Here is a 12,359-nt window from a genome sequence, read left to right as displayed (position 1 = left end):
TCAGGTCACCACCAAGGCTACTTTATTGATCATCACGCTCGGTCCTATCATTTCTATCGTTGCGCCCTTACCGTTGTTGATATAGATACCGGTATCGTTGACCACGATGGTCGCGCCGCTCGGGCTGCGCAAGATGACGCCGCCTGTGCCCGGCGGCGCCGGCGCCGGAACCGGCGCTTCCACCGGCAACGGCACCGCATCGCTCAATATCAAGGAGTGTTGCAAGGTAGTCTGGAATATGATGTTCTGGCCTGGCGGAATCGCCGGCGGCACCGCGGCGGCTGTCGGCACTTCAGCCATCAATCCCCACCAGCCGCCGGTCCAGACCGGCCGGTCCGGGTCGCCTGCCTCAAACTGAAGCCATACCCCGGAGCCGATCTGCGGCACCATGAACACGCCGCTTTGCTTGCCGGCGACAGGCGCACAAGGCATGGCCCAGGTGGACGGCGTGATGCCGCTGACGTCCGGCACCGTCACCATGATGCGGCCGATCTGCATCGGATCGATATTGTTGACGACCGTTCCGCGATAGATGCCGAAGAATTTTGGACCTTCACTCATATGCTCACCTGTGACACTGAAGAACCGAGGCCGCCGCGCGACAAGGTAAAACTCTGCTTGTATTCACCGCGCTTGATGTTGTGGGTCACGCTCTTGACGTAATACTTGCCGTCGTAATAACGCCCGGCGCCACGTACCGCCGCCAATTGCCGCGCCTTGAATATGCGCCCATAGCGCATGACGTCGAGTTGCCCGCTGCCGCTCACTACATCCGCACTGAGGAACAAGGCAGCCAGGCCAGCCAGTGCGGCGCCGGCCGGATTCTGATTGGCGGTCGGGCGCAGCTGCTGGCTGCGCAAGGGTGTCGGCGCATGCGCAGCCAGCGGCGCCTTGAACAGGTCGAGATTCGGCACCGGAATCGGTATCGGAATCTTGCTGTTGGGTTCGATGATCGTGACCAGATATTGGGTCGCCAGCGTGCCGTCATAGGAAAAACTCAAGGCGTCGATGTTCGAACTGGCGTCGAAATTGATCGACAGCGCGGGCTGCGGTCCGCCAAACATCTTGCTCAGGTCCGGGCCGTAATAGGCCAGGCTCTTGCCGGGCGTCGGCCCCGGGTCGAGATAGAATACGGCGCCGTCTTCGCGCGCCAGCGACGATACGTAGCGATAATCGGTGCCTTGCTGTTTGATGAAGCGGTCGAGCGGATTTTCGAAAGTAGGGATGCTGGCCGGCAGCGCCAGCGGGATCACGCCCAGCACCGCGTACTTGGCCAGAATCGCCTCCACAATCACGAATTTCGGCAAGGCAGGGTAGGGAATGCCGGTCAGGTCTATGAAATCCATCAGTGCGGTCAAATCGAGCCCGGTGACCGTCAGCGTGGTCTTGCCGGCGCCGCTGGCGGGTGTCACGTCCTGTTTTGTGATGATGCCGTCCATCAGCACTTCGGTGCTGCCGTTGACCGTGACGGCAATGATGACGCGCGTGCGTGGATCGAACGAGCCGCCTTCCAGCATTTGCTGCATGGCCGAGTTCTTGCCGAGCGTGAATTTCAACTGGAATCCGCCTTGGCTGCCGACCGTGCTGGTGACCTGGATTTCGGTCAGGGCGTCGATCACTGCGCGCGGCACGGGGCTGGCATTGAACGAGCCCATCATCAGGCTGAGATAGAAGCCGCGGTTCATGGCGCCGATCTCCCCGTGCGGGTCCGCGGATACGAGATCACAGCGCAACTCCGGCCACGCCTTCGGGCAGTGTGATGCGCAGCACTCGCGCCAGGGTTTCGGTCAGTTCCTCCGGCCGCATCGCGCTGTTGGCGTCGCAGATGCGCCAGAACAACTCCGGGTCGCCGAGGTAGCGGGCGGCGATATTGTCGAGCCGTTCGCCCTGTCTGACGGTGTGTTCCTCCAGCAATTGAAACTGATCGGCGCCAGGGAGAAAGCGCCGCTTCAGGCAGGAAATCATTTTTCCTTGCGGCAGCACCAGGGTGACGGTTTCAACGCCATAGTAGCGGCTGAGATTGGTGAACTGTGTATTCTTCAGCGCACTTTGCGCCAGCATGGCTTGTACCGGATCGGTCATCGGATTGCTCATAGCGGCCCCCTCACGCCCAGCGCGCTCAAGGTGCCGCCGGTATTCATATTTGCCATGCGTTCCTTTTGCTGCTGATACACCATATACAGGCTGCCGCCCTTGTCGGCGAAGTTCAGGTCGTCGATGCTCAGTACCCGCAGACCCAGGCTGACCTTGGCGCGGATCGGATTGAGCGACGGATCGAATGCTTCTTCGGTAATGCTGAAGTCGGTCAGGCGTACCGGCACGATCCTGCTGGCGCTCCAGATGAACAGCATGAGCGGCGCCACCATCGGCATGATTTCCAGCGTGCCTTGCTGGGCAAGGCTGAAGTTGTTCTGCAAGGAGGCGCTGGCGGGATATGCCAACGCTTCCAGTGCCGCCAGTTGCGGGAAAATGCCCAGTTGCGCGGCAGTCGGATTCTTGTCTGGAAATTCCAGTTGATCGGTCGCGTCGATTTCCGCGTCCAGCTTGATGGTCTCCACCGGCGGGCCGGTCAGGCGCATCGCCTCGGAACGGTCTCCGCCTTCCTCCGCCCCCTTGATCTTGAGGGTGCGCGTCAGCGTATCCGGGTTGTACTGCAGCACGATCACGCCGTTGGGCAGCACGGTGAATTTGTCCGGATCGAGCAGGACGATGCCGCCTTTCAAGATGCGCGGTGAATTAGGAAATGTGCTCATCGGGTGTCTGCCTGTCCTGTATGGTCGCGGTCACGGCGTTGGCGCTTTTCCCGGCGCGGATTCGATCGGGCGGTCAACCACATTCATTTGATTCAGGTTCATCGGGTCTTTGAGGCCAGGCAACCATGGATCCGCCTCGGGATTGGCTTCATCGACAGGGCGCAAGTCGTAGATCCAGCCATTGCGGAACGATTCGCGTCCCGGGTCGACGACGACCCATCGCCCCTGTTGCATGCGCACTTGATGACCGTACTTTTGCACAAATTCGGATTGCTGCAGGTGTCCGAGTTTCATCTCTTCAGTCGCGGCCAAGGCAGGTTTGGCCAACCCGTTGAACGCTACCGCCAACTCCTTTAGCATTTCATGCTCGTTGACCGGAGCGCCGGATCCGTGCCCTTGAAACATATCCTCTCCCTTGGCGCCCTTGTCGACCAGGACCGCATTCTCCAACCGCCAGGGGGAACCGGTTATCTCGTTCAAGCCATCGAATGCCAGATGGTTCCAGAATGTCACGTGGTCGCCGATCATGAGATCGGAGCGCGATTGAGGCCTTGCATTCTGGCTATAACCGAGCCCCTTGGGCGAAGGCCGGTCCTGTACCTGGTATGGGTCCGAAAAACCGGTATAAGTCAGGCGCATCAGGATGCGGCCGCCTTTGACATAATCGTTGAATTTATCGATCCCGATGGTCTCGGCGTAGGTCCGGAACTGAATGACATTGACCAGGTAGTCGCAATGAATCAAGGTCTTGTCGCAGATGCTGTCTTGCGGCGTGAACAGCGTCTTTAATGCTTCGTAAGCGTTTTCCTTGCCTTTGGGACTGAGGTCGAAGTAATAACTGAGATTACGTTCGCTCGGGTTCGCCGCACCGTTCGTCGTCACTACGTTCGACCAGTAGTCGCGCGCAGCCTTGTTGACCCGGGCATTCGCAGGATTATAAATGGAGCCCTCCGGAGGCGCCTGATAGTCAGCACATCCGTTAGGTTCATTGACGTCGTTCGACTTGATGTTTTCGGGATAGTCAAAGCCGTTGGAGTCGGCCTGCGACTCTCGCATCAGCCCACTGATGCGCAAGCGTTTGGAAATTTCGTTTTTGAATTCGGCGGCATCGGCAAAGTCCAGATTGGAAACCGCCAATACATCCCGCAAGATTTTCTGCGCCATCGCTTGCTGGTCAGAACCGAAGTTTTCTTTCGCATACCATGACACGAACTGCGCAAGCAGCGGATCGCTGTGCAGGCTCATGCGTTTCACGAAAAACAGGATTGTGCGATTGGCAAAGGCGCCAGAGTTCAAATCGCTAAGCAATGAAGGGAAATTCAAGGGCGGACTCAGGATCGCGGCCAAGCCCATGTCAGGGCTGTTTTCCAGCAGTGTAAGAATTCCTTCGCGGTCATCGTCGCTGACAAAGCCATCCTGCATTTCACGGATCATGAACATCTTGCGCACAGGGCTGAGCAAAAAGCTGGAGGTGCCGGTAACCCAGCGCTTGACCAAGGCACGCGCCTTGTTGTCGCTGTCGGTATGGCCTTCGATGCGTCCGGTATCGAGCACTGCGAGGTAGTTTGTCAGCTCCTGATCGCTGAATTCGGTCTTGTCGAAGGCGCCGGCGAGTCCCGCGATGGCCAGGGCGCCGAAGCCTGCCACGCCGATCCCGATGCCGATGCCGATTCCAGTCCCTTGATCCAGCGCGTGCAGTGCGGCGATTGGCGACTGCCTGACCGCAACCGGCTGGTGATCGTCGCCGCTGACGACCTGGCTGGCGACAGCATCGGCTTCGCGCTCGGCGGCATCGTCGGGATCGCTGATTGGTTTAGAGGAGGCGGACGGGGCAACATTGGCTTGTTGCACCACATGGGTCAGCTCATGCGCTAGCAGCAGCGCGCCGCTTGCGGTATGCGGCATGTACTGATCGGCGCCGAACACAATGTCGCGCCCAACCGTGTACGCCAATGCGTTGACAGCCTGCGCCGATTCCGCCGCTGTGCTGCCCGTATGCACCCGCACCTGGCTGAAATCATGCTGGAAACGTGTTTCCATGAAGGCGCGTGTTAGTCCGCTTATCGGTTGCCCCTGAGTTTGCGGAACGGCATCTGGCAATACGTCCATGTCGCCGAGATCCTGCGCATGGTCTCCCTTTTTTCTTTGCAAACCAGCTTTTCTCTTGCATTCCGCGCACTTGCCGCCGCCTATGACGTGTTGTCCACAGCTGCACCGGCGCTGCGCAAACCCTGCAGCAACGGGTGGCGCTGCCTGCGGCTTGGCCGGCGCTTGGGCGGTTGTGAAGCTGCGGCTGCTCATCTTGTCTCCGGCGGCGTGGTTATCCGTACCGGAACCGGCGGTTGTCCGGAGGGATTCGCCTGCACCGGATCCCCGCCATGCGCGTGCGCTTCCAGCGCGGGATTGCCGAGTATCGCACCGGTCGCATCGACCCGGATCACACCGTTAAAACGCTGAATGTGGCTCGTCGATCCGTGGCGCGCCGGGTTGTTGTTGCCCTCGTACACGATGCGTGTCACGTCCTTGCCGGCCACCGGCGGGGTTGGCCGCGCATGCAAGGTCATGAACAGGTTGTTGCCAGCCAGTCCTCCGACGTAGCCGTTCGAGTCTATCGTTTCGGTTTGGCCGCCCGTGATGGTATTGCCGCTGGCGCGCAAGGTGACGCCAATTACCGCGAAGTCATTGATTGCATCGCCGATGCCTATCCGCATCAAGGGAATCGTGGGTAATTCCGTTTCGGTGGCGGCGGCCGCTCCCGCAGCCGCAGGCGCCGCGCTGGCTGCCGTGCCCGGCGGCACGGTGTCGTGATTGATGACAAGGCCGCCGGCCGTTGCCGCGCCGACGGAAGCGGCTTCGGCAGCATCTGCCTGCCGGCCAGCAGCAGCGGCGCTTTGCCCCGAAAATACCGTGCCGACAATTCCCGCCAGCAGGCCGGCGCCTGCAATGCCGGCTGACACGCCGCCGATGGTATTGGCGGTGTCGGCAGCATCCCTTTGCAGATGTGTCTCGCCCGCACTCGCCTGAGCAGCAGGCAAAGGCCGCAAACCATGCGGACCATTGCCGGCCTGAGCGTTGCGTCCACTCGTATTTGCGCTATCCAGTTCCATTGCGTTCGCGCGAGCACTCTGCTCGAACGGATCGGACGGCTGGCTGATCGACAGTCCGTCGGCAACCGGTGCGCCCGCGACAGGCCCGGATGCCTGCTGCACCACATGGCTCAGTTCGTGCGCCATCAAGCGTTGTCCCTGCGTCGAATGGGGAGCATATTGGCCAGCCCCAAACACCATGTCGGGGCCGGCGGTATAGGCATTCGCCTGCACTGCCTGGGCTGACATCGCGGCTTGCGCGTCGTTATGCACGCGCACGCGGCTGAAGTCGTAGCCAAAGCGCGGTTCCATCATGGCGCGTGTCGATGCATCCAGTGGCCGTCCCGGCGATTTCAATACATTCGTCACTGCCGATGTATCGATCTCATCCCGGACCGGCGCGCTGCCGACATCTCGTTGCAGATTGACGTGCGGCCCAAGCGTGTGGGTGCGCCGGGCCACACTCGGATTCGAAGAACCGCCGGCCGCAACTTTTGGCCTGTTGTGGCTGCTTGTCTGCTTGCTCATCAGCGTGCTCCTCGCGGTACTGTCGCTGCAACCGCTTCATGGCTTTCTTCGTGTCCGGCGCTCGCCTGCACGTTCCCAATGCCCGCATGCACCGCCCGGGCAATTTTCCGGCCGAGCCCGCCAGGCTTATTTTCACCGGACAGGGTCATTGTCCCGGTGCGAATGCTGCCCAATGCCGCACCTGAGCGAAATTCGTCCGCGATCCCATGAACAGCCAGCAAATGCGCCAATTCGGCCTCGATCGCGGCTTGCAGCGCTGGCGCTTGCGCCTTGCCGATCGGCATGCCATCCAACACCAGGCGCTCGATATGCACCGTGATCCTTTCCGGAGGCGTGTTCATGCCACCAGTCCCGAAACGGCGGACCAGCGGAAATCCGCCTCGTTGATTGGCCGCTCCAATTTGCGGAACTCGGTACGAGCGGCATCCAGCACAACTGGCATGGTGATCCGGCCCTTGGCTCGCGCCGCCAGGAAAGCTGCATTAATCGCTATGTTGTGGATGTGGCCGCCGGTAAGGTTGAGCTTGGCCAGGCGATCGAAATCCAGCCCATCGGTGGGCGCCTGTGGCGGGAAGGCCTGCTGCCACATTACCTTGCGTTCTGCCGCCCCGGGGAAAGGAAAATTCACAACGAAGCGCAAGCGCCGCAGAAAGGCCGGATCAAGCGCACTCTTCATATTGGTCGCAAGTATGGCCAAGCCGCGATAGGCTTCCATGCGCTGCAGCAGATAGTTGGTTTCGATATTCGCGTAGCGGTCATGGCTATCCTTGACTTCGCTGCGCTTGCCGAACAAGGCGTCCGCTTCGTCGAAGAACAGGATTGCACCTCCGTCTTCAGCGGCATCGAACAGCCGGCGCAGGTTCTTCTCTGTTTCGCCGATGTATTTGCTGACCACGGCGGAGAGATCGATGCGATACAGGTTGAGCCGCAGATCGTTGGCGATGACTTCGGCTGCCATGGTTTTTCCGGTTCCGCTTTCGCCGGCGAACAAGGTGCTGATGCCGAGTCCGCGATTCATTTTGCTGCGGAATCCCCATTGGTTGTATACGGTGCCGCGCTGTCCCACCTGGGCAGCGATCTGGCGCAATAGTCCGTTTTCTGAAGCCGGCAAAATCAGGTCATCCCAGCACGCCTTGGGATCAAGCCGCTGCGCCATGGCGCCCATTTGCGGACGGGTGCTGGCCAGGCAGGCGTCCCACAAGCGTGTTTGCAAGGGCGCCTGAGCGTCGGCGGTTTGCGCCAGTGCCTGGCGGGCCAGCTGCTGCTGGCGCGCGAAATTCAAATCGAACTGTCCGGCCAGCAGCGCCGGGCTTTCCCCCGCGGCGTCGCCCAATGCTGCGGCCCAGATCGCCTGTTGTTCTTCGGAACTGGGTTTGCCAATGTCTACGGAAATACTGGTTGGCGCGACACCGGACCAGGGATCGCGGCTATCGAGGAAAATCACGCAATCGATACGGGAGAGGAAACGATTGACCGCCACACCGGGCTCGCTGTGCGTGTCGTCGCTGCCGATCTCCTGCGTGTCCAGGTACAGGGCAAGCGGCAACAGCAGGCTTTCGCGCTGCCATAGCCGCGCGATCCTCTCCAGTTCTCCAGCCGATACGGTCAGATGGCGGGCGGGCATGCGATATGGCTGCAGCGCAAATGCCTTTGCCGCCGATTGCGCGACGAGCTCCTTGCTGGCCGTGTCGGTACCGAGCAGTTGCACCAGCGGTATGCGTGTTCCGCCATGCGATTTGAGTTGATCGACGATGGTCTCGACAACAGCAGCTTGAGAGGCAGGCGGATCTACCTGGGACGACGGCGAGGCCAGCGGCGTTACCAAAGGCGCGAGCCGGTCATCGAGGTAGTTCAGGCCCTTCAGGTAGTTGACGATTCGCTCGTCCGCCCGCAATGCGCTGGTGATGAGCGGCTGGGCGCCCGGTTGATTGATTTCGATCAGCCTCCAATAGCGCAAGGGACGTTGCGGCGACAAGACTTCCCATGCCGGTGCGTCGAATAGCGTCATTGCCAGCGCAAATGTCGGATAGATCCGGCTTGCGTCGCCGTTGGCGCGTGCACACAGGGCGGCCAGCCCGGTATCCAGCTCCATGGCGACACACAAGAGCAAGACATCCTGTTCGAAGGTAGACAGGCCAAGCTGTTTTGCCAGCAGCGGCAGGGCGGGGAGGGGCGCGCCGTTGGCATTGCTCGTTGCCAATTCAGAAGAGTTCTTTGCTGTCAGTGCCCCTGCCTTGGTTGTCCGCATCGATACTGGGGCACTTGTCAGCTGGGCAGGCGCCTGTTGGACCGCGGCCTTGAAAGCGCGCTGCCAGAACGAGACTGGCGAAGCCGCCTGCGTGGCGGATGCGGTAGCAGATGCCGTCACAGGCAAAGGTGCGATCTCCGCCACTTGTCCCGTGTGCGCCTCCAGCCGGCCGCGCAGCCACGCCAGCGCGGTCGACAGATATTCGGCGTTGGCATCTTGCCAATTGGTCGAGCCGCTCATGTGACGGTTACTTTCTGGCTGGGGTCAAACAAGGGCGGACTCACGGAGCGATCCACCAGCAGGCTGTCGACACCGTCGATGCGCAAGCGCACCCAATACGTGCCGGCGCCAACGTCCATTGCCTGAAAGCTCAGTGTATTGGTTTGAACAGCAAAACTCTGCGCCATGATTTCCTGGTCCCCCAGCAGCAGCATGACGCGCTGTTCGGGGCGTGCTTCGGGTGAACAGGTCACAGTGAACGTAATATTGCCGGCAACCGTTGTCGCAGGCGCAATCGTCATGCTGGGAGCGACTGAAAACGACATTTGGCTGGTGCTGCGCCGATAGCTTTCTCCTTGACGCTGGACCAATACCGCAATCGTGTAGAAACCGGCAGGCCAGGCGGCCGGCTGATCGGGTAACTTGACGGTAAGCTGCACGTCGCTCGCGCCGGCTTCCGGAGCGGTCTCGACCGGCGTACTCCACAGCGGATGCTGAAATGCCACGCCGATATTGGCGCCGGCCAGGTGATGGCCGGCGAGCGTGAGCAGTTCGCCCAACCTGACGCTCACTTGCCGTTTCGGCGGGATGACCGCATCCAATCCCGGGAATGGCGGTATCAGGCTGCCTTGCGAGGCCACGCCGCTGTCTCCCGGTCCGCGCGTGAGTACCGGTATCGGCGTCTTGACCGGCTGTGTGCTTTCCAGCAGGACAACACTGACGGCATAGGCGACCGACAAGCGATATTGCGTCTGGAAACCGGTCCACAGCTTTGAAATTTCCTCCAGCGACAGCGGTTGCAGCGTGATGCGCACCCGCTCCAGCTGACGGTCCAGGTCGCTATTCGGCATTGATGCCGTAATCGCGGCACGTATTTCGTCCGGGCCGAGCAATGCATGATCGTATAACACGCTCATCGCCCGCCCCAGCAGCTGATGGCTGAACGGTTGCGTGACATCGTTATTACGGCCGTAAGCCGTCATCAGGAAATACAAATCCAGCGCCAGCGGCGGCATGCCGGTCTCGCCCGGCATGACCTGGCGCGGCATGTCGCGATTACGCCAGGCGGCATTGGGCAGCATCTGGTACAGGAACAGGTTGATTTGGTTGGCCGAATTATTGCTGTCGCGCGCCTTGTCGGGCGACAAGGTCGTGACAGTCGTATCGTTCAGATCGGGCTCGGTGCGCACGCCTTGCCCGACAAGTGCCTGCAAGGTTGCCGTGGCGGCGGCGATAGCCAGTGAATTGCTCATTCGCGGCCTCCGCTTGCACGTTGCCGCAAATACTCATCCAGGCCGATCGCTTGGGGCGCAGGCCTTTCCTTGCGTGTTGGCGACGGCGCCGGTGTGCCGGCACTGGCCGCGCGAATTTCGATGCGGCCTATCGATACTTGTATGTTCGATGTGCGTTGCCCGGCGCCGCTTTCGCCTGCACTGCCGTGTATCCCGCCGCGTGGCGCCGCGCTGGAACGTGACTGGCCGGCACGCGCTTGCAGCTGGGATCGCAGCGCCGAATCGAGTGCTGCCTGCGAAACTGCATTGAACGGGGTGGACGGCATCGCAGCGGTGCGCGAAGGTGCGGGCGCAGCCAGCCGTGTACGCGCTTCGTCGCGTCGCTCTGCGCCAGCCTCGTGCGAGGGCCGGACTTCGGGCGCCGAGCGCCGGACCAGGTTTCGCAATTGCGATTCAGTGGACCGCAAGCGTGTATCGAAACCGGCTGTTTCATCGATGTTGTCTGCAGTCCGGCGCCGATTCCTGCCTGATCCGCCTGGTTCAATGACCGGCGCATCTTCGACCCCAGGCATCGATGCAATGCGAGCTGGCGTGAATCGCGGCGCATCGCTTTGTTGTCCGGCAGCGGCAGAATTGCCGGGAGGCTCCTGCCCGAAATCCGGCGCCGCATTGCTGCGTGCAGAACCAGGTAAAGGCGTTGCGCCGAGGGCTGCCGGCACGGCGCCGAGCCTAACCTGGCCATAATGGCCCTGGCGGCGCGGATCGCTATTCCGGTGCGGCGTTGCGCCGGCATTGTGCGACTCATCCTCTTCTGTATCCTGCATTGCAGGACCACCGGTTCCTGGCAAGGCTGGCTCAAACAAGGATGGTGTGCGCGGCCGCAACCATTCTTGCGTGTTGCCGGACAAGGTGTCGCTATCGGCAGGTTTGCTGAGGTTGCGCGCCAACAGGTTGTCGAGAAAGCTGCTCATGCGCCCACCATGTCGATATAGCACTGGCGCCTTAGCGGGCTCAGGTTCAGGATGTCCTGTTCCCGCCACCCATAGGCGCGGGCGAGGACATGCACTTCGTGCAGGATCCGTTTAGCCCACGTGTCGATTTCTCTCCAGAAAAAAGAGACGATGTCGAAAATTGCATGCCACTGCAGGTGGCAGTTCGGACAACTGACGGCCAGGCGCAGATCCGCATGCGGATCTGCTTGCGCCATTCGGCTTTCGAGGGCGTCGACCACCTTGCCGGGCAAGGAGCGAACCAGCACCGGATCGCCGTCGCGTTGCGCTGTCAATACGCAGCGTTCCAACAGTGTGTAGCGGCCAAGCTGGCGGCCCTGATCGTCGGCAGCCAATGCCTGCCGCTGCAGCGCCGCCAGGTCCTGGCTGTTGACGCAGCGAAAGCGCAATGCGTAGCCTTCGATGTCCAGGAGCAGGATGTTTTCGGCTTCCGAATCTGCCTTGGTCGCAACCACGTCAGATGGTGAATCACGACATAGTTCGGCTGCATGAAAATCAAACTCCAGCCGCTCGCCGCATCGCGGGCATTCGACTACGCTGGAAATGCTGCTGCCGAAAGTCGATTCGCGCAAAGTCAGCAAAGCATGGTCACGCAACCCGATGGGAAGACAGTCCAATTCGTCAGCGGAAGCATCGGGACACGCGGTCGCCAGCAACAGCAGGGCTTGCTCGATCGGCCCTTGGACTCGCCCGCGCTCCCAGACTCCCAGCAATTCCGAAGCCGACAGCGTGCGCATTTTTGTTCATCCCGCTGGAACAGTGAAGCTCGGTTCGCTCGGTTCAGGCACTTCCTGATCGCGCTCCCATCCCTCGTTTTCCAGTTTGATGTGCTGGATCGCCACTGCATTGGCATTCGCATCCAGGTCCGGCAGCGCCTGGAATTCGGATACCCAGCAACGGTAGACTTTATAGGTCATCGCCAGCTGGCCCGACTCGTTATAGACCTCGATCAGCATATCCTTGCGGAAGTCTCTCAGCGATACTTCCGCTCCCAGGCCGGCGCCGACATGCCAGACCTTGTTCGCCCATTTTTCGAACTCGGTATCGTGCGTGACGCCGCGCTCCAGCGTGATGGCATCAAACTCGGTTCTGCCAGGCGATTTGCGGCTGCTGCTTGGATCGCCGCCTTCGCGATGCTTGACCACCTCGGTCGTACGCTTGAGCATGCCTACCTTGCTCACGCCTGCCACGTAGCGCCCATCCCACTTGACCCGGAATTTGAAATTCTTGTACGGATCGAAACGCTGCGCATTGACGGTAAATTCGGCCATGACGATCTCTCC

At 60.9% G+C, this 12,359-nt stretch carries 12 protein-coding genes; all 12 read right to left on the bottom strand.

Features of this window, described 5'->3' with window-relative positions:
- Genes V8G57_RS11690 through V8G57_RS11635 form a run of 12 tightly spaced genes read right to left on the bottom strand, consistent with a single transcriptional unit; the run spans position 1 to position 12,347 of the window.
- On the bottom strand, positions 1–561 hold the full coding sequence (locus V8G57_RS11690; RefSeq protein WP_342829538.1) for a phage baseplate assembly protein V: 561 nt from the start codon (positions 559–561) through the stop codon (positions 1–3).
- The gene (locus V8G57_RS11685) at positions 558–1,685 is read right to left on the bottom strand and encodes a hypothetical protein (protein WP_342829537.1); all 1,128 of its coding nucleotides are present in this window, start codon (positions 1,683–1,685) and stop codon (positions 558–560) included. The genes V8G57_RS11690 and V8G57_RS11685 overlap by 4 nt, the downstream gene beginning before the upstream one ends.
- A 37-nt stretch (positions 1,686–1,722) precedes the next feature.
- Positions 1,723–2,094 carry a LysM peptidoglycan-binding domain-containing protein gene (locus V8G57_RS11680; RefSeq protein ID WP_342829536.1) on the bottom strand — a complete coding sequence of 124 codons (372 nt, stop codon included), beginning with the start codon at positions 2,092–2,094 and terminating at the stop codon, positions 1,723–1,725.
- On the bottom strand, positions 2,091–2,753 hold the full coding sequence (locus V8G57_RS11675) for a hypothetical protein (protein WP_342829535.1): 663 nt from the start codon (positions 2,751–2,753) through the stop codon (positions 2,091–2,093). The genes V8G57_RS11680 and V8G57_RS11675 overlap by 4 nt, the downstream gene beginning before the upstream one ends.
- A gap of 30 nt (positions 2,754–2,783) precedes the next feature.
- On the bottom strand, positions 2,784–5,054 hold the full coding sequence (locus V8G57_RS11670) for an eCIS core domain-containing protein (RefSeq protein WP_342829534.1): 2,271 nt from the start codon (positions 5,052–5,054) through the stop codon (positions 2,784–2,786).
- Positions 5,051–6,367: an eCIS core domain-containing protein gene (locus V8G57_RS11665; protein WP_342829533.1), complete on the bottom strand. Its 1,317-nt coding sequence runs from the start codon at positions 6,365–6,367 to the stop codon at positions 5,051–5,053. The genes V8G57_RS11670 and V8G57_RS11665 overlap by 4 nt, the downstream gene beginning before the upstream one ends.
- Positions 6,367–6,708, bottom strand: a complete 342-nt coding sequence (locus tag V8G57_RS11660; RefSeq protein WP_342829532.1) for a hypothetical protein — start codon at positions 6,706–6,708, stop codon at positions 6,367–6,369. Before V8G57_RS11660 ends, V8G57_RS11665 begins: the two co-directional genes overlap by 1 nt.
- Complete coding sequence (locus tag V8G57_RS11655; RefSeq protein ID WP_342829531.1) at positions 6,705–8,855, bottom strand: ATP-binding protein; 2,151 nt, start codon at positions 8,853–8,855, stop codon at positions 6,705–6,707. The genes V8G57_RS11660 and V8G57_RS11655 overlap by 4 nt, the downstream gene beginning before the upstream one ends.
- Positions 8,852–10,087, bottom strand: coding sequence for a Pvc16 family protein (locus V8G57_RS11650; RefSeq protein ID WP_342829530.1), 1,236 nt, complete (start codon positions 10,085–10,087; stop codon positions 8,852–8,854). The genes V8G57_RS11655 and V8G57_RS11650 overlap by 4 nt, the downstream gene beginning before the upstream one ends.
- Positions 10,084–11,037 (bottom strand): hypothetical protein, encoded by a 954-nt coding sequence (locus V8G57_RS11645; RefSeq protein ID WP_342829529.1) that lies wholly within the window; start codon positions 11,035–11,037, stop codon positions 10,084–10,086. Before V8G57_RS11645 ends, V8G57_RS11650 begins: the two co-directional genes overlap by 4 nt.
- A complete protein-coding gene (locus tag V8G57_RS11640; RefSeq protein WP_342829528.1) occupies positions 11,034–11,813 on the bottom strand; it encodes a T4 family baseplate hub assembly chaperone in 780 nt (259 codons plus the stop codon). Before V8G57_RS11640 ends, V8G57_RS11645 begins: the two co-directional genes overlap by 4 nt.
- A 6-nt stretch (positions 11,814–11,819) precedes the next feature.
- A complete protein-coding gene (locus V8G57_RS11635) occupies positions 11,820–12,347 on the bottom strand; it encodes a phage tail protein (protein ID WP_342829527.1) in 528 nt (175 codons plus the stop codon).
- Positions 12,348–12,359: the final 12 nt, after the last annotated feature.

The organism is Collimonas rhizosphaerae (assembly GCF_038896935.1).
Classification (GTDB): Bacteria; Pseudomonadota; Gammaproteobacteria; order Burkholderiales; family Burkholderiaceae_D; genus Collimonas; species Collimonas rhizosphaerae.
The sequence above is the reverse complement of the archived record's forward strand: the minus strand, read 5'-3'. Positions and strand labels throughout refer to the sequence as shown.

What these genes read in the sequence shown, in the direction of transcription:
- V8G57_RS11675 (WP_342829535.1), bottom strand. Translation starts at nt 2,753, where the DNA reads ATGAGCACATTTCCTAATTCACCGCGCATCTTGAAAGGCGGCATCGTC.
- V8G57_RS11665 (WP_342829533.1), bottom strand. Translation starts at nt 6,367, where the DNA reads ATGAGCAAGCAGACAAGCAGCCACAACAGGCCAAAAGTTGCGGCCGGC.
- V8G57_RS11635 (WP_342829527.1), bottom strand. Translation starts at nt 12,347, where the DNA reads ATGGCCGAATTTACCGTCAATGCGCAGCGTTTCGATCCGTACAAGAAT.
- V8G57_RS11680 (WP_342829536.1), bottom strand. Translation starts at nt 2,094, where the DNA reads ATGAGCAATCCGATGACCGATCCGGTACAAGCCATGCTGGCGCAAAGT.
- V8G57_RS11670 (WP_342829534.1), bottom strand. Translation starts at nt 5,054, where the DNA reads ATGAGCAGCCGCAGCTTCACAACCGCCCAAGCGCCGGCCAAGCCGCAG.
- V8G57_RS11640 (WP_342829528.1), bottom strand. Translation starts at nt 11,813, where the DNA reads ATGCGCACGCTGTCGGCTTCGGAATTGCTGGGAGTCTGGGAGCGCGGG.
- V8G57_RS11645 (WP_342829529.1), bottom strand. Translation starts at nt 11,037, where the DNA reads ATGAGCAGCTTTCTCGACAACCTGTTGGCGCGCAACCTCAGCAAACCT.
- V8G57_RS11655 (WP_342829531.1), bottom strand. Translation starts at nt 8,855, where the DNA reads ATGAGCGGCTCGACCAATTGGCAAGATGCCAACGCCGAATATCTGTCG.
- V8G57_RS11685 (WP_342829537.1), bottom strand. Translation starts at nt 1,685, where the DNA reads ATGAACCGCGGCTTCTATCTCAGCCTGATGATGGGCTCGTTCAATGCC.
- V8G57_RS11660 (WP_342829532.1), bottom strand. Translation starts at nt 6,708, where the DNA reads ATGAACACGCCTCCGGAAAGGATCACGGTGCATATCGAGCGCCTGGTG.
- V8G57_RS11690 (WP_342829538.1), bottom strand. Translation starts at nt 561, where the DNA reads ATGAGTGAAGGTCCAAAATTCTTCGGCATCTATCGCGGAACGGTCGTC.
- V8G57_RS11650 (WP_342829530.1), bottom strand. Translation starts at nt 10,087, where the DNA reads ATGAGCAATTCACTGGCTATCGCCGCCGCCACGGCAACCTTGCAGGCA.